The sequence below is a fragment of the Streptomyces sp. Ag109_G2-15 genome, from assembly GCF_900215565.1.
Classification (GTDB): Bacteria; Actinomycetota; Actinomycetes; order Streptomycetales; family Streptomycetaceae; genus Streptomyces; species Streptomyces diastatochromogenes.
Window position 1 is genome coordinate 1 of sequence record NZ_OCNI01000001.1, and the last position, 23,199, is coordinate 23,199.

Annotated in this window: 18 protein-coding genes; 9 read left to right on the forward strand and 9 right to left on the reverse strand. The window is 70.5% G+C overall.

Annotation, left to right across the window (positions count from 1 at the left end):
• The coding region (locus CRP49_RS00005) for a LuxR family transcriptional regulator (RefSeq protein ID WP_097251545.1) at positions 1–2,664 on the forward strand (2,664 nt) is incomplete at its 5' end.
• A 108-nt stretch (positions 2,665–2,772) separates the two neighbouring features.
• Here the strand turns inward: CRP49_RS00005 and CRP49_RS00010 are convergent.
• On the reverse strand, positions 2,773–3,549 hold the full coding sequence (locus CRP49_RS00010) for a thioesterase II family protein (RefSeq protein ID WP_097251546.1): 777 nt from the start codon (positions 3,547–3,549) through the stop codon (positions 2,773–2,775).
• Between the two features lie 234 nt (positions 3,550–3,783).
• On the opposite strand from CRP49_RS00010, the gene egtA reads away from it, so the two are divergent.
• Genes egtA through egtD form a run of 4 tightly spaced genes read left to right on the forward strand, consistent with a single transcriptional unit; the run spans position 3,784 to position 8,151 of the window.
• A complete protein-coding gene (gene egtA / locus CRP49_RS00015) occupies positions 3,784–5,091 on the forward strand; it encodes an ergothioneine biosynthesis glutamate--cysteine ligase EgtA (protein ID WP_097257123.1) in 1,308 nt (435 codons plus the stop codon).
• Entirely contained in the window at positions 5,088–6,437 is a 1,350-nt protein-coding gene (gene egtB / locus CRP49_RS00020; RefSeq protein WP_097251547.1) for an ergothioneine biosynthesis protein EgtB, read from the forward strand. Before egtA ends, egtB begins: the two co-directional genes overlap by 4 nt.
• Positions 6,437–7,192: an ergothioneine biosynthesis protein EgtC gene (gene egtC / locus CRP49_RS00025; protein WP_097251548.1), complete on the forward strand. Its 756-nt coding sequence runs from the start codon at positions 6,437–6,439 to the stop codon at positions 7,190–7,192. The genes egtB and egtC overlap by 1 nt, the downstream gene beginning before the upstream one ends.
• Entirely contained in the window at positions 7,189–8,151 is a 963-nt protein-coding gene (gene egtD / locus CRP49_RS00030; protein ID WP_097251549.1) for an L-histidine N(alpha)-methyltransferase, read from the forward strand. The genes egtC and egtD overlap by 4 nt, the downstream gene beginning before the upstream one ends.
• 178 nt (positions 8,152–8,329) lie before the next feature.
• Here egtD and CRP49_RS00035 read toward each other — a convergent pair whose 3' ends face one another.
• Positions 8,330–9,757: an MFS transporter gene (locus CRP49_RS00035; protein ID WP_257033281.1), complete on the reverse strand. Its 1,428-nt coding sequence runs from the start codon at positions 9,755–9,757 to the stop codon at positions 8,330–8,332.
• 279 nt (positions 9,758–10,036) lie between these two features.
• A complete protein-coding gene (locus CRP49_RS00040) occupies positions 10,037–11,311 on the reverse strand; it encodes a cytochrome P450 (RefSeq protein WP_097251551.1) in 1,275 nt (424 codons plus the stop codon).
• A gap of 207 nt (positions 11,312–11,518) precedes the next feature.
• Here CRP49_RS00040 and CRP49_RS00045 point away from each other — a divergent pair, with 207 nt between their 5' ends.
• Together CRP49_RS00045 and CRP49_RS00050 are read left to right on the forward strand one after the other, a co-directional pair.
• Positions 11,519–12,805 (forward strand): cytochrome P450, encoded by a 1,287-nt coding sequence (locus tag CRP49_RS00045; RefSeq protein ID WP_097251552.1) that lies wholly within the window; start codon positions 11,519–11,521, stop codon positions 12,803–12,805.
• Positions 12,802–14,505, forward strand: a complete 1,704-nt coding sequence (locus tag CRP49_RS00050) for an acyl-CoA dehydrogenase family protein (protein WP_097251553.1) — start codon at positions 12,802–12,804, stop codon at positions 14,503–14,505. The genes CRP49_RS00045 and CRP49_RS00050 overlap by 4 nt, the downstream gene beginning before the upstream one ends.
• A gap of 61 nt (positions 14,506–14,566) precedes the next feature.
• Here CRP49_RS00050 and CRP49_RS00055 read toward each other — a convergent pair whose 3' ends face one another.
• Positions 14,567–15,313 (reverse strand): TetR/AcrR family transcriptional regulator, encoded by a 747-nt coding sequence (locus tag CRP49_RS00055; RefSeq protein WP_306459679.1) that lies wholly within the window; start codon positions 15,311–15,313, stop codon positions 14,567–14,569.
• A 152-nt stretch (positions 15,314–15,465) separates the two neighbouring features.
• On the opposite strand from CRP49_RS00055, the gene CRP49_RS00060 reads away from it, so the two are divergent.
• Positions 15,466–16,338, forward strand: coding sequence for an aldo/keto reductase (locus CRP49_RS00060; protein ID WP_097251554.1), 873 nt, complete (start codon positions 15,466–15,468; stop codon positions 16,336–16,338).
• Positions 16,339–16,352: 14 nt separating this feature from the next.
• Positions 16,353–16,754 carry a DUF427 domain-containing protein gene (locus CRP49_RS00065; RefSeq protein WP_097251555.1) on the forward strand — a complete coding sequence of 134 codons (402 nt, stop codon included), beginning with the start codon at positions 16,353–16,355 and terminating at the stop codon, positions 16,752–16,754.
• Positions 16,755–16,808: 54 nt separating this feature from the next.
• Here the strand turns inward: CRP49_RS00065 and CRP49_RS00070 are convergent, their stop codons facing one another.
• The 5 genes from CRP49_RS00070 to CRP49_RS00090 are packed head-to-tail and all read right to left on the reverse strand — an operon-like array spanning position 16,809 to position 23,198.
• Entirely contained in the window at positions 16,809–17,741 is a 933-nt protein-coding gene (locus CRP49_RS00070) for a 2-oxoacid:ferredoxin oxidoreductase subunit beta (RefSeq protein WP_097251556.1), read from the reverse strand.
• Positions 17,731–19,596, reverse strand: a complete 1,866-nt coding sequence (locus CRP49_RS00075) for a 2-oxoacid:acceptor oxidoreductase subunit alpha (protein ID WP_179851445.1) — start codon at positions 19,594–19,596, stop codon at positions 17,731–17,733. Before CRP49_RS00075 ends, CRP49_RS00070 begins: the two co-directional genes overlap by 11 nt.
• 3 nt (positions 19,597–19,599) lie before the next feature.
• On the reverse strand, positions 19,600–21,372 hold the full coding sequence (locus CRP49_RS00080) for a biotin carboxylase N-terminal domain-containing protein (RefSeq protein WP_097251557.1): 1,773 nt from the start codon (positions 21,370–21,372) through the stop codon (positions 19,600–19,602).
• A gap of 59 nt (positions 21,373–21,431) precedes the next feature.
• Positions 21,432–21,638: an acyl-CoA carboxylase epsilon subunit gene (locus CRP49_RS00085; protein WP_097251558.1), complete on the reverse strand. Its 207-nt coding sequence runs from the start codon at positions 21,636–21,638 to the stop codon at positions 21,432–21,434.
• 9 nt (positions 21,639–21,647) lie between these two features.
• Entirely contained in the window at positions 21,648–23,198 is a 1,551-nt protein-coding gene (locus CRP49_RS00090; protein ID WP_097251559.1) for an acyl-CoA carboxylase subunit beta, read from the reverse strand.
• Position 23,199 lies beyond the last annotated feature (1 nt).

Consider the following 23,199-nt stretch of genomic DNA (forward strand, 5'->3'; position numbering starts at 1 on the left):
GAACTTCTCGACGCGTTCGCCGCACAGGCCAAGCGCCTCGGGGTGGTCCATGTCGCCGCGACGGCCTCCCGTGCCGAGCAGCCCGTCCCGTTCGGCATACTGGCCCAGCTGTTCCAGGCGGTGGACCTGCCCCAGCACATCAGCACCCGTGTGTCCCGCCTGCTGGACCAGGCCATGGGCTCGGGCGGCTCGGCGCCGCCCCACGAACCGGGGGCCATACCCCCGCAGCTGTTCCACCAGATGGGCACGGTCCTCCACGATCTCGTGGAACTCTCGCAGCCTCTGCTGATCAGCGTCGACGACGTCCAGTACGCGGACGCCCCGTCCCTGCTGTGCCTGTCCACCCTGGCACGCCGGCGGCGTACGGCCCCCCTGCTGATCGTCCTCAGCGAGCACCCCTCCCCGCAGTCCGCCAGCGTCCTGCTGAACGCGGAGCTGCCGCCGGAGCCGATGTCCCACCGGGTGCTGCTGCCTCCCCTGTCCCGCGGCGGGGTGCGCGCCCTGCTGGCCACGCGGCTCGGCGAATCCGCGGCCTCGCGCCTCGCCGAGGACTGCCTCGCCGTCACGGGGGGCAACCCGCTGCTGGTGCGCAGACTGATCGAGGACACCGCCGCGCGGGGAGAACCGTTCGCACTGCATGCCGGCCCCCGTTTCGAGCGGGCCATCCTCGACTGCCTCTACCGGTGCGATCCGTATGTGCGCACCGTCGCGCGGCAGATGGCCGTCCTCGACGACCCGGAGTACATCCCGCTGTTGTCCCGGCTGCCGGATGTGGACCCGCGGCACCTCTCCCTGACACTCGGCGTCCTGGAGGAGACCGGCTTCCTCAGGGAGGGCGCCTGGCGCCATCCGCAGGCCAGCGCGGCCGTCCTGCACGAGATGACCGCCGAGGAGCGCGCCACCCTGCACACGAGGACCGGAACCCTTCTCTTCAAGAACGGCGCTCCGGTGACCGCGGTGGCCCACCACCTGGTCGCCGCCAGCCGGATCGACAACGACTGCGCGGCGAGCGTGCTGCTGGAGGCGGCCGAGGAGGGCCTCGCCACCGGTGACACGGCTCTCGCGTCGAACTGCCTGTCCATCGCCTACCAGTACGGCCGCAGCGAGCAGCACCGCGCCACCACGACGGCGATGCTCTTCCGTACCGAGTGGCGAGCCGATCCACGCACCGCGGCCCGCCGTATACCGACGCTCGTGGAAGCGGCGCGGGAGGGCCACCTGTCGGGACGCCACGTCTCGGCCCCGGTCGACGCCCTGCTCTGGTTCGGCCGTCCCGAGGCGGCACTCGACGCCCTGGAGCGGATGGAGCGGCACGCCTGGCAGAGGCAGGACGTGGAGGCGTCCGCGCACCTTCAGACCCGCCGCGCCACGCTCGGCGTGCTGTATCCGGCAATGGTGTACGGCGACGGCGCCTCCGCCCCGGTCCCCGCGGAGGACGGTCCGCGGTGGGCGTCCTCCCGGAGCCAGGTCCTGAGCGAGCTGATCCGCGTGCTGCAGGTGGGCCCCAACGCGCCGTCCACCCTGGCCGCGGAACAGACGCTGGTCAGCCACCAGTTGACCGACGAGACCGTACCGAGCCTCGCCGCCGCGATCGACATCCTGCTCATCAACGGCCGCCACGCGTCGGCCGAGCGGTGGATCGACACGCTCGTCTCGGTCACCCGGAAACAGTCGGCATCCGCTTGGCATGCTCTCTTCATCAGCCTGGAGGCCAGGCTGGCTCTCCAGCGCGGCAACCCGGCCAAGGCCGCACGCCTTGCCGAGGCGGCCCTGGCCGAGATCCCCACCGCGAGCTGGGGCATCATGATCGGCCTGCCGCTGAGTGTCGCGCTCGAGGCCCACACCCTCCTGGGCGCGTACGGCGCCGCCCTCGCCCAGCTCCAGGTACCGACCCCGGACGCGATGTTCCAGACTCCGCTGGGCCTGCGCTACCTGCGCGCCCGCGGCCGTGCCCTCCTGGGGAACGGGCAGTCGCAGGCGGCCCTGGACGACTTCCTCGCGGTCGGCGAGCTGGCCGGACGCTGGCGGATGGACGTTCCCGCGGTGCTGCCCTGGCGGACCGACGCCGCCCTGGTGCATCTGCTGCGCGGCGACACCACGCGGGCGCGGGAACTGGCCACGGAGCAGCTGGGTCTGGTGCGCCAGGGCCAGCACCAGGTACGCGCGGTGACCCTGCGGGTCCTCGCCGCGACCGCGTCCACGGAGGAGCGCGGCACGCTGCTCGGTCATGCGCTGGAGGCGGCGCAGCAGTGCGGCAACCCGGTGGTTCTCGCGTACACGCTCCACGAGATGGGCCGGTGCGACCAGGAGGCGGGCCAGTACAGCAAGGGCCGGATGGCCCTGTTGCGGGCTCGCCAACTCGCCGAGGAATGCGGCGTGCAGTTGCCGGCCCGTACGCTTCCGGAGGCACCGCGCGGACAGCAGCCGCCCGCCGTGGTGGGCGGCAGCGACGAGCTGGTCGGCATGCTGAGCGACGCGGAGATGCGGGTGGTTGCGCTGGCGGTGCGCGGTCACAGCAACCGGCAGATAGCGGCCAAGCTCTTCGTCACGGTGAGCACCGTCGAACAGCACCTCACCCGGGTGTACCGGAAGCTGGGGATCAAACGGCGGAGCGATCTCACGCTCGCCCTGCACGGAGGCGACTACGCCCGCCGCGCCTCCTGACGCGGGTCCGGCCGGGCGCGGTGACCACGGCGGGACCGGGCCTTCGCCGTACGCCGGTGGCGGTGCGGGCCTGGAGCCTGCCGCTCCAGGCCCGCACCGAAGCGTCGTTCAGGCTCGGCCGGGGCCGGCGGGGAAGGGCGTGAGAGCCCCACGGATCTCGCGGGCCACCGCGTCGGACTGTCCGTCGAGGTAGAAGTGGCCGCCCGGAAGGACGCGCACGTCGACGTCGCTCGTGGAATGGGCCCGCCACGCCGTCGCGTCCTCGATCGTGGTGACCGGATCGGCGTCGCCGACCAGCACGGTGATCGGGCAGTCGATCCGGGCGTCCTGCGGTGCGAGGCGGTACGTCTCGATCGCCCTGTAGTCGGCCCGCAGCGCGGGCAGGAGCATGGCCATCAGTTCCTCGTCCGCGAGGATGGCCTGGTCGGTGCCGCTCAGGCGCCGCAGCTCCGCGATGATCCCGGCGTCACCGCGCAGATGGACCCGGTCGTCCCGGCGCAGGGAGGGTGCCCGGCGGGCCGACGCGAAGAGCCGTACCGGGCCGGCCGTGTCCGGCCGCCGCTCGTAGCGGCGGGCCACCTCGAAGGCGACGACCGCACCCATGCTGTGGCCGAAGAACGCGCAGTCACGCGGCAGTTCGGGGCCGAGCGCCCCGAACACCGCGTCCGCCAACTCCTCGATGCTCTCGGCCGGGGGATCCTGGTGCCTGTCCTGGCGGCCCGGGTACTGGACCGCAACGACTTCCACCTCGGGAGCGAGCGCCCGGGAAAGCGGGACGTACAAGCTCGCCGCACCTCCTGCGTGCGGAAAGCAGACCAGTGTCGCCGAGCTGCCCGAAAGCGGAGTAAATCGGCGCAGCCAGTCGCTCGTGTTCTCAGTCGGCATTTTCACGGACGAAGCGTAGGACGGTCCCAAAGCGTCCGGAACCCCTACCCGCTGGCTGGGACCGGTATATCGGTCCGACCCGGCAGCCGATGACGCAACCCCTGTTCCGACCCCTGAAATCAGCCCCTACTCCGGTATTCCGCGCCCCCAGATCGGTCCGTGAGTGCTTGTCCCGGTCGCGTCGGCCGGGTGAGGGTTGAGGGCGTATCTGCCATCGTGACGGCCGGCTTCCGGATGGCCGGGGACCGGCAGGAAGGAAACTGCGTACCCGTGAGGAACGAGCGAGAACGTGCGCGCCCGATAAAAGAGGTGGAGGCCGAGGAGCTGATTCAGGGAATCTGCTTCAAGAACGGTCCCCCGCGGCGTACCGGCGTGGAACTCGAATGGTTACTGCACGACCCCGACGACCCGCTCTGTCCCGTGGGCCCCGAAAGGCTCGCCCCGGCTGTCGCCGAGGTGCGTGCCCTTCCCCTCCGGTCCACGGTGACGACAGAACCCGGCGGTCAGCTCGAACTCAGCTCTCCGCCCTCCCCCTCGCTGGACGACTGCATCACGGTCGTGGACAGTGATCTCGCCCTGGTGCGAGGCGTGCTGAAGGGCCACGGACTCGTGCTCACGGGTCACGGGCACGACCTGTGGCGCGCGCCGCGTCGCGTACTGACCGAACCTCGCTACGCGGCGATGGAGACCTACTTCGACAGGTTCGGGTCCGCGGGACGCTCCATGATGTGCAGCACCGCCTCCGTGCAGGTGTGCGTGGACAGCGGAGACGACACGGACGGACCCCACGGCTACCGGTTCCGCTGGCGGCTGGCTCATCTCCTGGGACCCGTGCTGGTGGCGGCCTTCGCCAACTCCCCGCTCGCCGGGGGCAGGCCCACCGGGTGGAAGTCCACCCGTCAGCGCGTCTGGGCCTCGCTCGACCCCGCACGCACCCTCGCGCCCGCGCCCGCCGCGGACCCCCGTACCGCCTGGGCCTCCTACGCCTTGGACGCGCCGGTGCTGTGCGTCAGGGCCGACGGCACCGACTGGACCGCCCCCGCCGGACTGACGTTTCGGGACTGGCTCCGCGGCCGGGGTCCCAGACCCGCCACGGAGGACGATCTGCGGTACCACCTCACCACGCTGTTCCCGCCGGTCCGCCCGCGTGGTCACCTCGAACTGCGCATGATCGACGCGCAGCCTGGCGAGGACGGATGGATCGTACCCCTCGCCGTGACCACCGCGCTCCTGGACGATCCGACGGCCGCCGGCCTCGCCCTGCGCGCCCTCCAGCCGCTCGTCGGCGACACGGACACCCCGGAGCGTGCCCCGCGCCATCCGCTGTGGCGGGCCGCCGCCCGCCACGGTCCGGCCCACCCACCGCTCCGCGATGCCGCCGTCGCCTGTTTCGCCGCGGCCGGTGAGGCCCTGGCCCGCAGGGGCGCGTCCGCGGCGGTGCGCTCGGCTGTCGTCTCCTTCGTCGACCGCTATGTGTCCCAGGGCCGCTGCCCCGCCGACGACCTGCTCGACACCGTCCCGAGGAAGGACATCGGCTCATGACCCTTCGCGTTCCGCAGGAGACCGGCGGGGACGTCGACCCGGAGGCGCTGCGGCAGCGCGCGGTCACGGCGCTCACGACGGCGCGCGACCGCACCGAGCTGCTCACCTCCTGCGTGGCGGACCCCGAGCTCACCGCTCAGCACTCGCCCCTCATGTCGCCGCTGGTGTGGGATCTGGCCCACATCGGCAACCAGGAGGAGCAGTGGCTGCTGCGCACGCTCGGCGGGAGGGAGGCGCTGCGCCCGGACATCGACTCGGTCTACGACGCCTTCGAGCATCCCCGGGCGGAGCGGCCCTCACTGCCGCTGCTGCCGCCGGCGGAGGCGCGCCATTACGTCGGCGACGTCCGCGCGCGGGTGCTGGACGTGGTGGCGGAGATGCCGCTGAGCGGTGGCGGGCCGCTCGCCGAGGCCGGGTTCGCCTTCGGCATGGTCGCCCAGCACGAGCAGCAGCACGACGAGACGATGCTCATCACGCACCAGTTGCGCCGGGGCACCCCCGCCCTGTCGGCCCCAGCTCCCCCGCCGGCGCCCGCCGACGCGTCGGCGCTGCCCGCCCAAGTGCTGGTTCCCGGCGGTCCGTTCCGCATGGGGACGGACGTCGAACCCTGGGCCCTGGACAACGAACGGCCCGCGCACGTGCGGCACGTTCCGTCCTTCCACATCGACACCACGCCCGTCAGCAACGGCGCGTACCTGCGTTTCATCGAGGACGGCGGTTACACGGAGCCGCGCTGGTGGGCCCCCGACGGCTGGTCGTACGTCCGCCGGCACCAGCTGTTCGCCCCGCTGTTCTGGCAGCGGGAGGCGGGTCAGTGGGTGCGTCGCCGGTTCGGCGTGACCGAACCGGTGCCCGCGGGCGAACCCGTCCTGCACGTCAGCTGGTACGAGGCCGACGCCTACGCCCGGTGGGCCGGGCGGCGCCTGCCCACGGAGGAGGAGTGGGAGAAGGCGGCACGGCACGATCCGGCGACCGGCCGGTCGAGGCGCTACCCCTGGGGCGACGCCGATCCGTCCGACCGGCACGCCAACCTGGGCCAGCGCCATCTGCGCCCGGCACCGGTGGGCAGCTATCCGGAGGGAGCCTCACCGCTCGGGGTACGGCAGCTCATCGGGGACGTGTGGGAGTGGACGGCGAGCGACTTCCTGCCCTACCCGGGGTTCGCCGCCTTCCCCTACCGGGAGTACTCCGAGGTGTTCTTCGGCTCCGACCACAAGGTACTGCGCGGTGGCTCGTTCGCGGTCGACCCGGTCGCCTGCCGCGGCACCTTCCGCAACTGGGACTACCCGATCCGGCGGCAGATCTTCTCCGGCTTCCGCACCGCCCGAGACGCCGAGGAGGGCTGATGTGCCGTCACCTCGGCTACGTGGGTGACCCCCTGCCCATCGGCGATCTGCTGCTCTCCCCGGAGCACGGGCTGGTACGCCAGTCGTGGGCGCCCCGGCACCAGCGGCACGGCACCGTGAACGCCGACGGCTTCGGCGTCGGCTGGTACGCGGACGGCGACCCGGTACCGGGGCGCTACCGGCGTTCCGGACCGATCTGGGCCGACCGGTCGTTCGCCGACCTGGCACGGCTGGTGCGCACCGGGGCACTGCTCGCCGCGGTCCGCGATGCCACACGGCCGGGGCCGGAGGGCGAGGCGGCGGCCGCGCCCTTCGTCCGGGACCGCTGGCTGTTCAGTCACAACGGGGCACTGCCCGGGTGGCCCGCCTCGGTGGCGTCCCTGGCCTCGGCGCTGCCGGCGGAGGAACTCCTCGGCATGGAGGCGCACAACGACTCCGCCTTCGTCTGGACGCTGATCGCGCACCGGCTGCGGGCCGGCGAGGAGATGTCCCGGGCGTTGGCGGGCACGGTGGCCGCCCTGTCGGCGGCGGCCCCTTCGGCGCGTCTCAACTTTCTGCTGACGAACGGCCGTTCCCTCGCCGCCACGGCCTGGGGCGACACCCTCTGGTACCGGCTCCGCCCCGGAGCCGGGGTCGTCGTCGCCTCGGAACCCTACGACGACGACCCCGCGTGGGCCGAGGTCCCCGACCGCTCGCTGCTGCGCGCCACCCCGACCGAAGTACTCGTCGCTCCCCTTGAGGAATCCTTTTCGTGAGCTCGTTCACCGTGACCCGTACGCTCCCCGCCACCGCACGCGACGGCGCTCTGCGCGCCGACGTGCTGGAAGGCCTGGGCAGCAATCCCCGGCACCTGCCCCCCAAGTGGCTCTACGACGCTCGGGGCAGCGAACTCTTCGAGGAGATCACCGGGCTCCCCGAGTACTACCCCACCCGTGCCGAACGCGAGATCCTCGTGGACCGGGCCGCCGACATCGCAGCCGCCACCGGTGCCCGCACCCTGGTCGAGCTGGGCTCCGGCTCCTCGGAGAAGACCCGGCATCTGCTGGCGGCGCTCACCGGTCTGGACACCTACATCCCGGTCGACGTCAGTCAGAGCGCCCTGGAGCAGGCCGGCCTCCGGCTGCTGCACGAACGCCCCGGTCTGCACGTCCACGCACTCGTCGCCGACTTCCAACACGGACTGCGGCTTCCCCCTGCTCCGGGGCCACGCCTGGTGGCGTTCCTCGGCAGCACCATCGGCAATCTCCCCCCGGCGGAGCGGGCCGAGTTCCTGCGCGCCGTCGCCGGCATGCTCTCCCCCGGTGACGCCTTCCTGCTGGGCACCGACCTGGTCAAGGACCCGGATGTGCTCGTCCCGGCGTACGACGACGCGGCCGGCGTCACGGCGGAGTTCAACAAGAACGTGCTCGGTGTCCTCAACCGGGAGCTGGGCGCCGACTTCGACGCGTCCGCGTTCGACCACGTCGCGCTCTGGGACGCGGAGAACGAGTGGATCGAGATGCGGCTGAGGGCCCGCCGGCAGCTGACGGCCAAGATCCCGTCGCTCGATCTCGTGCTGCACTTCGAGGCCGGTGACGACATCCGCACCGAGATCTCGGCCAAGTTCCGGCAGGAGGGGGTCCGCAGGGAACTCGCCGCCGTCGGTCTGGACATGCGGCGGTGGTGGACGGACAGCGCCGGGCGCTTCGCGCTGTCGCTGGCCGTGCGCGGCTGACGTCCCGGCACGACGACCACAGGGCCGCTCCCGCCTGCGTCGCAGGCGGGAGCGGCCCTTCCAGTGGCACACGAGCGGAAAAGGGTCGGGACCCGCGGCCGGTACGGGGGATTCCCGGCCACAGGTCCCGAGTCGATGACGAGGTGTCCGGGCGGCACCTCGTGGTGTGGTCGCCGCGTCAGCGGGAGACGGGCGCCTCGGCCTCCTCCGCAGCCGGGACGGCCGGCTGCTGGGCGGGAGCCTTCTTCAGGTTCAGGGCGGCCAGGGCACCGAGCAGCGCGGCCGCCGCGGTGACCCAGCCGGCCGTGCGGAGACCGTCGACGACGTCGGCGTCACTCGGGGCCGGCGCGCCGGCGGACAGGTCCAGGCCGGAGTTGGCGATGACCAGGATGACGGCCAGACCGACGGCGGCACCGATCTGCTGGGCGGTGGAGGCGAGCGCCGAGGCCACGCCCTGCTCGGCCGGGTCTACCCCGGCACCGGCGGTGGCGAAGATCGAGGTGAAGGCGAGACCGCCGCCGAAGCCGTAGATGGCGACTCCGGGCAGCACCGCCCAATAGCTGCCGCCGGTGACCATGCCGAGCGCCATGGCGCCCATGCCGATGCCGTAGATGAGCATGCCGAGCGAGAGCGTCCCGCGCAGACCCGTCTTGTTCAGCATGGAGGCGGCGATCTTGCCGCCGGCCAGCATCGCCAGCACACCCAGCGGCAGGAAGGCCAGGCCGGCCTCCAGGGCGTTGTAGTCGAGGATGTTCTGGATGTAGGTGGTGAACAGGTAGTAGCCGCCGCTCAGGGCGCTCATGTGCAGGAACGCCACCATCATCGAGGTGATGAGGCTGCGGTTGCGGAACATCCGCAGCGGTGCCAGCGGGGCGCTGGTCTTGGCCTCGATGGCGAAGAACGAGGCGATCAGCAGCAGACCGGCGATCAGCGAGCCGAGCACGCGGGGGGTGGTCCAGCCGGACTCGGGGCCGCTGACCAGACCGAAGACCACGAGCGTGGCACCGACGGTGACCACCAGGGCGCCTGGGACGTCGAAGCCCTGGCGGGGGCCGGTACGCGGGGCGTCGGGAGCGAGCAGGCTGGGCACGCCGAGCAGCGCGACGGCGGCCAGCGGCACCATGAAGAAGAAGACCCACTCCCAGCCGAGGCTCTGGGTGAGCACACCGCCGAGCAGCGCGCCCGCGGCGAGACCACCGCTGCCGGTGGCACCCCAGACCGCGAGGGCCCGGTTACGGGCCGGTCCCTCCTCGAAGCTGGTGACGATCAGGGTGAGCGTCGACGGGAAGAGCAGCGCACCGCCCAGACCCTGCACGGCGCGGGCCGCGACCAGCACCTCCGCCGAGCCGGCGAGGCCGCCGACCAGGGCCGAGGCGCCGAAGAGGACGAGCGCGGTGACGAAGACGCGGCGGGCGCCCAGACGGTCGGCGGCGCGACCGCCGAAGAGCAGGAAGCCGCCGAAGGCGACCGCGTAGGAGCTGACGACCCACTGCAGGGTCTGCGGCGAGAAGTCCAGGGCCTTCCCGATGTCCGGCAGCGCCACGAAGACGATGTTGTAGTCGACGGCGATGATGAACTGGGCCAACGCCAGGAGCGCGAGCCTCAAGCCCGATCGCTGATGCGAACTTACGGAACGTTCCACTGGATGTGAGCCCTTCTGCAAAGGATCGTCCCGGCCGCGGGTCGGCCGGCGAAACGGGGGTTGAGCGGCAAGTGAGCGCATGCAAGAAGGAGAACGGCAGACCGTTCACTGCATGTCGTTCGATTGCTGAGCGGTGTTCAGACTTAACACTGGAGATGTTACTGACACACCGTTGAGTGTCAAGCGAACGGCGCTCGACCCCGGTCCGCAAGCGCGGTCCGGGGCCGAGCACTTGAGGGGGGATCAGGCGGAGACAGAGGGGGCGATGACGATCGGCAGCTTGCCGATCACCCGGAGGGAGACGCCGGGCCACCGCTCGACCGGCTCGTCGTCGAGGCGCACGTCGTACTCGAGGAGGGCGGCCAGCGCCTCCTGCGCGATCATGCGCGCGACCGGAGCGGCGACACAGAAGTGAATGCCGTGCCCGAAACCGAGGTTGCGGCTCTGGGTGCGGCTGACGTCCAGCCGCTCGGGGTCGTCGAAGGCGGCAGGGTCACGGTTGGCGGCGGCCATCATCACGACGACGTACTCGCCGGCCCGCACCGGGATGCCGGCCACGTCGGCGTCCTCCAGAGCCGTCCGCGTCACCATGGCCAGGGTGCTGTCGTAGCGCAGCAGTTCCTCGACCGCCGAGGGCACGTGGTCCGGGTGCGAGCGCAGCCACTCCACCTGCTCCGGATGACTCAGCAGGTTGTAGACCTGGTTGCCGATCAGGGCGGCCGTCGCGCCGAAGCCCGCTGCGAGCAGGTTCATCAGGAGCATGGCCAGCTCCCACTCGGACAGCCGGTCGCCCTCCTGCTCGGCCCTGGTCAGTTCGCTGATCAGGTCATCGCCCGGCTCGGCGCGCCGGGCGGCGACCAGCTCGATGCCCGCGTTGATGAAGACGTCACGGGCGGCGTTGCGGCCGGCCTTCTGGTCCTCGGTGAGCGTGAAGCCCGGGTCGAGGCCCCGGCCGCTCTCCATCGTGTTGGCGAAGAAGAGCGGGTGGTAGTGCTCGGGGATGTCCATCATGTCGCTGAGGACCTTGCCCGGCAGCGGACGGGACAGCACCTCCTGCAGGTCCACACGGCCGTCGGGGCTCTCCTCGACCGCCTTGGCCAGCAGCTCCCGTGCGTACTGCGCGGCCTTCGGGCGCAGCAGGTTCATCATCTTCGGCGTGAACGCCTTGGACACCAGACCGCGGATGCGCGTGTGGTCCGGCGGGTCCATGAACATGAGGATGCGACCGGACTCGCCGCTCGCGGGGTTCTCCACGAACTGGTCGGCCACCATCGGGTTGACCCCCCAGCCGAACCGGTGGTCCTTCATGACCGCCGCGGCCTCCTCGTAGCCGAACACGGCTACGACCCCGCCCGTGGTGCGGAAGGCCGAGCCGGACTCCTCCCGGATCTTCCGGTAGTACGGAAACGGATCGGCATGGAAATCAGAGTCGAACGGATCGAAGGGAAGCGTCTGCCGAGCGACTTCCGGGTTGTACGTGATGACATCGGGAATTTTTCCCGTCGCCGCCTCGCTCATATCCACATCCCACTTCCCTGAGAGTCGTTTTCCTAGGATCTGGAAACTACTGACTCTCACCCCCTATGGCCAACCCCTCTCACGGAGCCCGGACGTTAGGGGGTGCCCGGGTGAAATCTGGGGTTGGCAGTAGGGGTGACCTGCCGATAGCTTCGCCGGGAAACTCGCAGGATATCGCATTTGGCACTCGTTGACATGAGGTTCCGTATGGAAAAGGAAAGCCGCACGGGAACGGTCACGGAATACCCGGAGATCCTCGGCGGATTCGACCTGACAGATCATTCAAGATTTGCCGAGGGAATTCCGTACGACCTGTTCGCCAGGCTCCGGCGTGAAGCACCCGCGCTGTACCACCCTGCCGGCACGCTGCCGGACGGCGAGGGTTTCTGGGTGCTGACCCGGCATGCCGACATCGCGGCCGCGTCGGTGGACCCGGTCTTCTCCTCGCAGGGCGGCGGCGGCCGGGCCGGAGGCGGCTCCCACCTGGAGGACCTGCCTTTCGGCGGCGGCCTCACGGGCACCGTGCTCGCCATGATGGACAACCCCCGGCACGAGGTCTTCAAGCATCTGCTCGGCCCGGCCGTCGGCCGGGCGGTGTCTGCGCTGGAGCCCGAACTGCGGGCGGTCGCCGCCGCCCTCGCCGACGATCTGGTCGGGCGCGGTACCGGCAATCTCGTCGACGACTTCTCGGAGCCCTTCTCGCTGCGTTCCGTGGCGCTGCTGCTCGGCGTACCGCGCGAGGACTGGCAAAAGCTCACCGAATGGGTGCACACGGTCCTCGGATTCACCCACCGCAGGACCGGAAAGGTGGACGACGAGTCGCGGGCCGTTTACGCGAGCCTGCGCGGTTACTTCACCACACTGCTCGAAATGAAACGCGCGCACCCGGCCGACGATCTGGGCACGGTGCTCGCGAGCGGGGAATTGCCCCCGGACTCCGGTCAGCCGCCCCTCACCGAAATGGAGCGGGAGGCCAATGCGAGCGTGATGCTGGTCAGCGGTTTCGAGCAGCCCCGCAACACCATCGCCGGCGGCCTGCTGGCTTTCGCCCGGAATCCCGACCAGTGGCGGGAGCTGCGGAAGGACCGGTCGCTGCTGCCCACCGCGGTCGAGGAAGTCCTGCGCTGGCTTCCGGCGAATCCCTACAACCGGCGCACCCTCACCCGGGATGTGGAAATGCACGGTCAGCGCATGCGGGCCGGCGAGAAGGTGACGCTCTGGTGGCCCGCCGCCAATCGCGACGAGGCGGTGTTCCCGGACCCGGACCGTTTCGACATCCGGCGCGACCCCAATCCGCACCTCTCCTTCGGTCACGGCGTGCACTACTGCCTCGGCGACGCCTTCGGCCGGCTCGAGATCCAGCTGGCGCTGGAGGCTCTGCTCGACCGGGTCGAGGAGATCCGGCTGACGGCACCGGAGACGTGGGCGCCCAACAACAAGCACACCGTGCTGCTCGACGTTCCCGTGGAGCTGGTCCCCGCGGAGGACGCGTGACCACCGCGGCCCTGAGCTTCGTCGATGCCCTGTACTCGGGACGCCTCAGCCAGGACCTGTTCCGGTACCCGGTGCAGAGCGCCTCGGACCGGGCGGAGGGCGACGCGGCCGTGGCCGAGCTGACGGCGTTCCTGCGCGACCGGCTCGACCCCGACCAGGTGGACCTCACCGGCACGCTGCCGGAGGGGTTCCTCGACGACCTGCGCGCGAGCGGGTACCTGAAGCTGCGCCTGGGCATGGAGATCGGCGGCCTGGACCTGTCGGCGTACAACGCCTTCCGTGCCATCGAGCACGCCGCCGGCCACTGCATGCCCGCGGGCCAGATGCTGGCGATCCAGGCGGGCGTCGGCGCACCCGCGCTGCTTCCCGCGCTGCCGCCGGGTTCGCTGCGGGAGTTCGTCACCAAGCAACTCGCCGGCGGAGCGGTCTCGGGCTTCGGACTGACCGAGCCCGCCGGCCAGAACAACGCCTGGCCCGGCACGACCGCCACCCGGTCCGCCGACGGCTCGGTCTACGTCCTCAGGGGCGAGAAGGTGTTCACGGGTCACGGTCCGGTGGCGAACCTGCTGCCGGTCGCGGCGACCGAACACACCGAGGAGGGGCGGAGGTTGTGCATCTGCTTCGTGGACACGTCCGCCGCCGGCTTCGAGGTGACCTCGCGCATCGAGTTCACGGGCAGCCGGGGCCTGCCCAACGGAGCACTGCGCTTCGACGGCCTGGAGGTGCCGGCCGAGTACGTGGTGCGGAGCGATCCGGAGGACGCGCGTTTCCCCGACCGGATGGCCTCGGCCGTCCTCATCGGCCAGCTGTACTTCACCGCGGCTCCGGCTGTGGCCATCGCCAAGCTGTGCCGTCGCTGGTCGGGCGAGTTCGTCACCCGGCGCAGGATCAACGGCCGGGCGCTGAGCGAGTACGACGAGATCCAGCGGATGCTCGGCGAGACCCTGGCCGAGGTGTACGCCATGGAGAGCGTCACCCAGTGGAGTCTCCTCGGCTCGGGGCCGGAGGACCGCTGGTTCGAGAGGCTGACGGCCAAGAACCTGGCGGTGCGCACCTGCTGGCGGATCGTGGACCGGACGGTCTCCCTGTACGGCGCGGAGGGCATCGAGACGCTGCCGAGCAAGCTGCGCCGCGGTGCGGTCCCCGTGCCACTGGAGCGCAGGCTCAGGGACGCCCGGGGACTGCGCATCGCCGGCAACGTGGACTTCCAGCTGGACAGCCAGGCCGCTCGACGCCTGCTGACCTGGTTCGCCACGAGGGCCGAGGACGAGTCCGGGGCCCTCGCCCGCGGACTCGGTGCGGAACACACGGACGAGGACCGCCTGTCCGGGGCGAACGCGGCTCATCTGGCCGCGGTACGGGAGCAGGTGCTGCGGTTCCACGAGGTCTGCCGTGAACTGACCCGCAGCCATCCCCGGCAGGAGGATCTCTTCGAACAGGAGCACACAGTGATCCTGCTCGGCCGTGTCGCGGCGGAACTGTTCGCGATGTACGCGGTCCTCGCCAGGGCCGGGACCGAGCAGTCCGGCGACGACGGCGAGCAGGACGGTCAGCGGCTCGCGGACGTGTACTGCGCCTCGGCCCGGCATCGTCTCGCCGACCACTGGCGACGGCTCGGCATGGTCACGGAACCCGACTACGCCGGGATCAGCACCCGTTGGCTGACCGAAGGGCTGCCCCGACTCCGCAACGAGGCCTGACCACACGCGGAACGGCCGGGGGCGCGTCGCGCGGGCGACGCGCCCCCGGCCGTCCGGCGGCTCAGCCCGCGACGGCGACCTGAGGGTCGCCGACCGCGACGTGCCCCAACGACCTGGACAGGTCGGCCAGTTCGGCGCGGTACAGCTTCTCCGGGTCGCGCACCTGAGGGTTCAGGTGGCCGTAGACCTCGAGGGAGACAAGGCCGTGCATGCGGCCCCAGACCCGCAGCGAGAGGGCCACCGCCGCCGGCGGCAGATCGGGGAACGACTGGCGGATCAGCTCGGCGAACTCGGGGGCGAAGTCCGACCAGGTGTGGTCACTGCCGATGTACAGGTGCTGGGCCTTGGGCCAGGCGGCGGCGACGATCCCGGTGAGCACCGCGCAGGAGCGGTGCTCCGCCTCCGCCGCCGCACCGCCCTCCGGCGGCTGGTAGTCGGGCGCCGCGTCGCCGTACACCAGCCGGAACTCCTCCGGGTTGGCGACGGCCCAGTTGCGGTAGGTCTGGCCGAACGCCATCACCTGCGCGGCCGCGTCGTCCTTGGGGCACTCCTCGATGGCGGCCTCCAGGGCGGAGGCGAGGCTGCTGTAGACGTCCGCGATCAGCACGCTGACGAGGTTGTCCCGGGTGTCGAAGTAGCTGTAGATCGCACCGGCAGTCATACCCATGTCACGGGCGATGGCACGCAGCGAGATCGCGGCTGTCCCACTGGAGGCCATGTGCTTGAGAGCTGTGGCTTTGATTTCCGCCGTCGTGGCCTCGCGAAGACGCGTCCTCCGGCTTTGAGTCACCTGTCCCATGCTCTGCATCTTAGCAGTGTTGAAACATAAGTGGTCCACTCTGGTTTTTTACAGCATTCAATTGACACGCTGGGTGTAGTTCGTGAACGCTGTTCAGGGAGCGATCGCTTGCATTTTTCCCCATGACTGTCCGTGACAGTCCTGCTGAAAGGCTTACGCCGATGAGCACTGGTCCCACCACCGCCCCCGCCGCCGCAGGCGGCACCCTCCGACTGGGGGATGATCTGACCGTCAACCGGCTGGGATACGGGGCCATGCGACTCACCGGCCCGGGCTTCTGGGGCGAGCCGGCCGACCCCGACGAGGCGGTCCGCGTGGTCCGCCGCGCCGTGGAGCTGGGCGTGAACTTCATCGACACGGCCGACGCCTACGGCCCGTTCAGCAGCGACCGGATCATCAAGGACGCGCTGCACCCCTACGCCGACGACCTGGTCATCGCCACCAAGGTCGGTCTCACCCGCCCCGGCCCCGACGACTGGCGCCCGGTGGGACGCCCCGAATACCTGCGCCAGCAGACCGAGCTGAACCTGCGTCACCTCGGCCTGGAGACCATCGACCTGCTCCAGTTGCACCGCATCGACCCCGCGGTGCCGCTGGAGGACCAGGTCGGCGAGCTGGCCGAACTCCGCAACGAAGGCAAGGTCCGGCACATCGGGCTGTCCGAGGTGACGGTGGAGGAGCTGGAGAAGGCCAGGGCGATCACCCCGATCGTCTCGGTGCAGAACCTCTACAACGTGGCGGAGCGCAAGTCGGAGGACGTGCTGCGCTACGCCGAGCAGCACGGCCTCGTCTTCATCCCCTGGTTCCCCCTCGCCACGGGGCAGCTCGCCGGGCCCGGCAGCCCGCTGGAGGCGGTGCTCCAGGACCACGACGCCACCCCGGCACAACTCGCCCTCGCCTGGCTGCTGCGCCACTCGCCGGCCCTTCTCCCGATTCCCGGCACCTCGTCGGTCGAGCACCTGGAGGAGAACGTCCGGAGCACCTCGATCCAGCTGTCCGACGCCGCCTACCAGGCCATCACCGACGCCTGCTGAGACCGAGGAATCCCATGCCCACAGCACAGCCCGGCCACCGCGTGGTGGCCGTCCGCGGTACACAGGCGGTGAGGGTGCGCATCGACGGCCGTCCGGTCTCCTCGTCGGACCGGCCCGTGCTGGTCTACGAGACCGGACTGCCGGTGCGCTACTACCTTCCTCCGGAGGACGTGGACCTGACGCTCTTCGAACCCTCGGACACCCGCACCACCTGTCCCTACAAGGGTGAGGCCTCGTACTGGTCGTTCCGCGGGGACGAGGGGACCGACGGAACGGCGCAGGGCCACCCGGACGTGGCGTGGTCCTACGTCGATCCGATCGACGCGGTCCCCGAGATCAAGGGGTACATCTCGTTCTACGACGATGTCGCCGAGATCGAGGTGACCGGCGCACCTCCGGAGACCCCGGCCATGTGAACGGGGCGAGGGGGGACTTCGCGTCCCCCCTCGCCCCGTCCGCCTCCTCGGCGCCTACACGGTCCAGGTGTCCCCGCCGGCGAGCAGGGCGGCCAGGTCGCCCTTGCCGTACTGTTCGACGGCGGTGTCGAGCTGGTCGGCCATGAGGGTGTCGTAAACCGGCCGTTCGACGTCCCGGAACACGCCGATGGGGGTCGGGTGGTGCAGGCGGGAGAGAGCGAAGGCGCGGGTGGGGTCCGGGTCGTGGGCGTCGTGGACGATCTCCTCGCCGTCCGGGGCGAGCCGGTAGGGCCGGCCCTGTTCCAGACGGAGCAGAGCGCTGTCGCGGGTGGCGGGGTCCTTGAGGGCGTCGAAGGCGCCGTCGTTGAAGATGTTGCAGTTCTGGTAGATCTCGATCAGCGCCGTGCCCGGGTGGTCGGCGGCCGCGCGCAGCACCTCGGTCAGGTGCTTGCGGTCGGAGTCGATCGTGCGCGCGACGAAGGACGCCTCCGCGCCGATCGCCAGCGACACGGGGTTGAACGGCGCGTCCAGCGAGCCCATCGGTGTCGACTTGGTGATCTTGCCGACCTCGGAGGTCGGGCTGTACTGGCCCTTGGTCAGGCCGTAGATCCGGTTGTTGAACAGCAGGATCTTGAGGTTGACGTTGCGGCGCAGGGCGTGGATCAGGTGGTTGCCGCCGATGGACAGGGCGTCGCCGTCGCCGGTGACCACCCACACGCTCAGGTCCCGGCGGGAGGACGCCAGGCCGGTGGCGATCGCGGGGGCGCGGCCGTGGATGGAGTGCATCCCGTAGGTGTTCATGTAGTACGGGAAGCGGGAGGAGCAGCCGATGCCCGAGACGAAGACGATGTTCTCCTTCGCCAGGCCCAGTTCCGGCATGAAGCCCTGGACGGCGGCCAGGATCGCGTAGTCACCGCAGCCCGGGCACCAGCGCACCTCCTGGTCGGACTTGAAGTCCTTGACGGACAAGGTGAGTTCAGTCTTCATGGTGGATCTCCCGCAGTGCGGCGGCGAGCTGTTCCGCCTTGAACGGCATGCCGTTGACCTGGTTGTACGAGTGGGCGTCGACCAGGTACCTCGACCGGATCAGGGTGGCGAGCTGGCCGAGGTTCATCTCGGGGATCACCACCTTGTCGTACGACGTGACCACCGCTTCGAGATTGCGCGGGAACGGGTTGAGGTGGCGCAGATGGGCCTGCGCGATCGACTCGCCGGCCTTGCGCAGCCGCCGTACCGCGGCCGTGATCGGCCCGTACGTCGAGCCCCAGCCCAGCACCAGCGTCTTCGCCCCGTGCGGGTCGTCGACCTCGATGTCCGGGACGTCGATGCCGTCGATCTTGGCCTGGCGGGTGCGGACCATGAACTCGTGGTTGGCCGGGTCGTAGGAGATGTTGCCCGTGCCGTCCTGCTTCTCGATGCCGCCGATGCGGTGCTCCAGGCCCGGCGTGCCCGGAACGGCCCACGGGCGGGCCAGCGTCTGCGGGTCCCGCTTGTACGGCCAGAAGACCTCGGTGCCGTCCTCCAGCGTGTGGTTCGGGCCGGACGCGAACTGCACGCCCAGGTCCGGCAGCTCGTCCAGGTCCGGGATCCGCCACGGCTCGGAGCCGTTGGCCAGATAACCGTCGGAGAGCAGGAAGACCGGGGTGCGGTAGGCCAGCGCGATCCGGGCGGCCTCCAGGGCCGCGTCGAAGCAGTCGCCCGGCGTCCTCGGGGCGATGATCGGGACCGGGGCCTCGCCGTTGCGGCCGAACATCGCCTGCAGCAGGTCCGCCTGCTCGGTCTTGGTCGGCAGACCGGTCGAGGGGCCGCCGCGCTGGATGTCCACGATCAGCAGCGGCAGCTCCAGGGAGACCGCCAGACCGATCGTCTCGCTCTTGAGCGACACACCCGGCCCCGACGTCGTCGTCACCGCGAGCGAACCGCCGAAGGCCGCCCCCAGCGCCGCCCCGATCCCCGCGATCTCGTCCTCCGCCTGGAAGGTGCGCACACCGAAGTTCTTGTGCCGGCTCAGCTCGTGCAGGATGTCCGAGGCCGGCGTGATCGGGTACGAGCCCAAAAACAGCGGCAGATCCGCCTGCCTGGACGCCGTGATCAGCCCGTAGGCGAGGGCGAGGTTGCCGGTGATGTTGCGGTAGGTCCCCACCGGGAAGGTCTCGGTCGCCGGGGCGACCTCGTAGGAGACCGCGAAGTCCTCGGTCGTCTCACCGAAGTTCACCCCCGCCCGGAACGCGGCGATGTTGGCGGCCGCGATCTCGGGCTTCTTCGCGAACTTGGTCCGCAGGAACTTCTCGGTGCCCTCCGTGGGCCGGTGATACATCCAGCTCAGCAGGCCGAGGGCGAACATGTTCTTACTGCGCTCGGCCTCCTTGCGGGAGAGATCGAACTCCTTCAGCGCCTCGACGGTGAGCGTGGTCAGCGGCACCGGATGCAGGTTGTAGCCGTCCAGCGAGCCGTCCTCCAGCGGGGAGGCGGTGTAGCCGACCTTCTGCAGGGCACGCTTGGTGAACTCGTCCGTGTTCACGATGATCTCGGCGCCGCGCGGCAGGTCGCCGATGTTGGCCTTCAACGCGGCCGGGTTCATCGCCACCAGCACGTTCGGCGCATCGCCCGGGGTGAGGATGTCGTGATCGGCGAAATGCAACTGGAACGAGGAGACGCCGGGCAGGGTGCCGGCGGGCGCACGGATCTCCGCGGGAAAGTTCGGCAGGGTCGAAAGGTCGTTACCGAAAGACGCGGTCTCCGAGGTGAAACGGTCACCGGTGAGCTGCATACCGTCACCCGAGTCCCCCGCGAACCGGATGATCACCCGATCCAGGCGCCGCACGTTCTTGCTCACTGCCACGGTTCAGTCCTTGATCTCGCAAAGGGCGGCGCCGGAGGTGACGGAGGCGCCCACCGTGGCGTCGAGGCCCTTGATGGTGCCCGCCTTGTGGGCGTTGAGGGGCTGTTCCATCTTCATGGCTTCCAGGACGACGACCAGGTCGCCTTCCTTGACCTCCTGGCCCTCCTCGACCGCGACCTTCACGATCGTGCCCTGCATCGGGGAGGCGAGGGTGTCGCCGGAGGCCACCGGGCCGGACTTCTTGGCCGCGCGGCGCTTCGGCTTGGCGCCCGCCGCGAGGCCGGTGCGGGCCAGGGACATGCCCAGGGAGGCCGGGAGGGAGACCTCCAGGCGCTTGCCGCCGACCTCGACGACGACCGTCTCGCGGCCCGTCTCCTCCTCCGCCTCGGCCTCGGCCGGGGTGGCGAACGGCTTGATCTCGTTGACGAACTCGGTCTCGATCCAGCGGGTGTGGACCGTGAAGGGCTCGGCGGAGCCGGTCAGCTCCGGGGCGAACGCCGGGTCCCTGACCACCGCGCGGTGGAACGGGATCGCCGTCGCCATGCCCTCGACCTGGAACTCCTCCAGGGCGCGGGCGGCCCGCTCCAGGGCCTCCTCGCGGGTGCGGCCGGTGACGATCAGCTTGGCGAGCAGCGAGTCCCAGGCCGGGCCGATGACCGAGCCGGACTCCACGCCCGCGTCCAGACGGACGCCGGGGCCGGACGGCGGGGCGAACCTGGTGACCGTGCCGGGGGCCGGCAGGAAGTTGCGGCCCGGGTCCTCGCCGTTGATCCGGAACTCGAACGAGTGCCCGCGCAGCGCCGGGTCGTCATAGCCCAGCTCCTCGCCGTCGGCGATCCGGAACATCTCGCGGACCAGGTCGATGCCGGCGACCTCCTCGGTGACCGGGTGCTCCACCTGAAGACGCGTGTTCACCTCCAGGAAGGAGATGGTGCCGTCCTGGCCGACCAGGAACTCACAGGTGCCGGCGCCCTCGTAGGAGGCCTCCTTCAAGATGGCCTTCGAGGCGCGGTACAGCTCGGCGACCTGCTCGTCGGAGAGGAACGGCGCCGGGGCCTCCTCGACCAGCTTCTGATGGCGGCGCTGCAGCGAGCAGTCACGGGTGGAGACCACGACCACGTTGCCGTGCTTGTCGGCCAGGCACTGGGTCTCCACATGGCGCGGACGGTCCAGATAGCGCTCGACGAAGCACTCACCGCGGCCGAAGGCGGCGACCGCCTCACGGACCGCCGACTCGTACAGCTCCGGGACCTCCTCGAGGGTGCGGGCGACCTTCAGGCCGCGGCCGCCACCGCCGAAGGCGGCCTTGATGGCGATGGGCAGACCGTGCTGCTCGGCGAACGCCACGACCTCCTCCGCACCGCTCACCGGGTCCGGGGTACCGGCCACCAGAGGCGCGCCGGCACGCTGGGCGATGTGGCGGGCGGCGACCTTGTCACCCAGGTCCCGGATGGCCTGCGGGGGCGGCCCGATCCAGACCAGACCGGCGTCCAGGACCGCCTGCGCGAACTCGGCGTTCTCCGAGAGGAAGCCGTAGCCCGGGTGGACGGCGTCCGCGCCGGACTCGCGCGCGGCGTTCAGGACCTTCTCGATGTCCAGATAGCTGGTGGCGGGGGTGTCACCACCCAGGGCGAACGCCTCATCCGCGGCGCGGACATGCAGAGCGTCCCGGTCCGGGTCGGCGTACACGGCCACGCTCGCGATCCCGGCGTCCCGGCAGGCCCGGGCAACGCGGACAGCGATTTCGCCACGGTTGGCGATCAACACCTTGCGCATGCGTCTTCCGTAAGTTGTCGGGTGGCCCCACAGGCCATGGACTGATGGATGGTTCCTCGTCACACGTGCTGCCAGGAACCGGCCGGCAGGTGAGCGGACCGCCGGCCCCGGGCCCAGCCGGCCCGGCGCCGCGGCCCGGCCGTCCCGTCCGCGTCTCCCCCGGGCCCCGCCGTCCCGCCGGACTGCTGCCTGGCGAGCAGCACCGCGAGGAGGGCGGCCAGGTCCTCCTGGCTGGGATCGCCGCGCACCACCAACAGATCGTTCATCACCGCTCCTTACACCGGGGGGTTGCCATGCTTGCGGGACGGGAGGTCGGCATGCTTGGAACGGAGCATGTCCAGCGACCGGATCAGTACCTGCCGGGTGTCGCGCGGGTCGATCACGTCGTCGACCAGGCCACGCTCAGCCGCGTAGTACGGATGCATCAGCTCCGTCTTGTACTCCTTGATCTTCTGCCTGCGCACGCTCTCGGGGTCGTCCGCGGAGGCGATCTCCCGCCGGAAGATCACGTTGGCGGCACCCTCGGCGCCCATCACCGCGATCTCGTTGCTGGGCCACGCCAGGGAGATGTCCGCGCCGATCGAACGGGAGTCCATGACGATGTAGGCGCCGCCGTAGGCCTTGCGCACGATCAGCTGCACCCGGGGCACGGTGGCGTTGCAGTACGCGTACAGCAGTTTGGCTCCGTGCCGGATGATGCCGTTGTGCTCCTGGTCGACGCCCGGTAGGAAGCCGGGCACGTCGACCAGGGTGACCAGCGGGATGTTGAAGGCGTCACATGTGGAGACGAAGCGTGCCGCCTTCTCCGACGCGTGGATGTCCAGGACCCCGGCCACCGAGGCCGGCTGGTTGGCGACGACACCGACCACATGTCCGTCCAGGCGTGCCAGCGCGCACACGATGTTCGTCGCCCACAGCTCGTGAACCTCGAAGAACTCGCCGTTGTCGACGATCTCCTGGATCACCTCGCGCATGTCGTACGCCTGGTTCGGGTCGCTGGGGACCAGGTGCAGCAGGGAGTCGTTGGGGCGGTCGGCCGGGTCGGCGCTCGACTCGACCGGCGGCAGCTCCCGGTTGTTCTGCGGCAGCAGCGAGAGCAGGTACCGGACCTCCTCCAGGCAGCTCTCCTCGTCGTCGTAGACGAAGCCGGCGACGCCGGAGGTGCCGCCGTGGACGTCGGCACCGCCCAGACCGTCCATGGACACCTGTTCGCCGGTCACGGCCTGCACGACATCGGGTCCGGTGATGAACATCTGCGAGGTCTCGCGGACCATGAAGACGAAGTCGGTGAGCGCGGGCGAATACGCCGCACCGCCCGCGCAGGGACCGAGCATCACGCTGATCTGCGGGATCACCCCCGAGTTGCGGGTGTTGCGCTGGAAGATCCCGCCGTAGCCCGCCAGTGCGGTGACGCCTTCCTGGATCCGCGCGCCGGCACCGTCATTGAGGGACACCAGTGGTGCCCCCGCGGCCTCGGCGAGATCCATCAGCTTGTGGATCTTGGCGGCGTGGGCCTCACCCAGCGCGCCGCCGAAGATGCGGAAGTCGTGCGCGTACACGAACACCGTGCGTCCGTGCACCTTTCCCCATCCGGTGACCACACCGTCGGAGTGCGGTCGGCGCCGTTCCATGCCGAACGCGGTCGACCGGTGCCGCCGCAGGGTCTCGATCTCCTGGAACGTGCCGTCGTCCAGAAGCAGTTCGATACGTTCGTGGGCGGTCAGCTTGCCCTTGGCATGCTGACGCTCGGTCGCTTGCGGGTCGGAACCCTGACGGGTCAGCGACTTCAGTTCGATCAGTTCTGCCAGGCGCTCATGGGCCAGCATC

Coding starts and splice junctions, on each gene's coding strand:
- CRP49_RS00040 (WP_097251551.1), bottom strand. CDS start 11,311: ATGAGCGAGGCGGCGACGGGAAAAATTCCCGATGTCATCACGTACAAC.
- CRP49_RS00080 (WP_097251557.1), bottom strand. CDS start 21,372: ATGCGCAAGGTGTTGATCGCCAACCGTGGCGAAATCGCTGTCCGCGTT.
- egtB (WP_097251547.1), top strand. CDS start 5,088: ATGACCCTTCGCGTTCCGCAGGAGACCGGCGGGGACGTCGACCCGGAG.
- CRP49_RS00055 (WP_306459679.1), bottom strand. CDS start 15,313: ATGCAGAGCATGGGACAGGTGACTCAAAGCCGGAGGACGCGTCTTCGC.
- CRP49_RS00070 (WP_097251556.1), bottom strand. CDS start 17,741: ATGAAGACTGAACTCACCTTGTCCGTCAAGGACTTCAAGTCCGACCAG.
- CRP49_RS00085 (WP_097251558.1), bottom strand. CDS start 21,638: ATGAACGATCTGTTGGTGGTGCGCGGCGATCCCAGCCAGGAGGACCTG.
- CRP49_RS00090 (WP_097251559.1), bottom strand. CDS start 23,198: ATGCTGGCCCATGAGCGCCTGGCAGAACTGATCGAACTGAAGTCGCTG.
- CRP49_RS00045 (WP_097251552.1), top strand. CDS start 11,519: ATGGAAAAGGAAAGCCGCACGGGAACGGTCACGGAATACCCGGAGATC.
- CRP49_RS00010 (WP_097251546.1), bottom strand. CDS start 3,549: ATGCCGACTGAGAACACGAGCGACTGGCTGCGCCGATTTACTCCGCTT.
- egtC (WP_097251548.1), top strand. CDS start 6,437: ATGTGCCGTCACCTCGGCTACGTGGGTGACCCCCTGCCCATCGGCGAT.
- egtA (WP_097257123.1), top strand. CDS start 3,784: ATGGCCGGGGACCGGCAGGAAGGAAACTGCGTACCCGTGAGGAACGAG.
- CRP49_RS00060 (WP_097251554.1), top strand. CDS start 15,466: ATGAGCACTGGTCCCACCACCGCCCCCGCCGCCGCAGGCGGCACCCTC.
- CRP49_RS00065 (WP_097251555.1), top strand. CDS start 16,353: ATGCCCACAGCACAGCCCGGCCACCGCGTGGTGGCCGTCCGCGGTACA.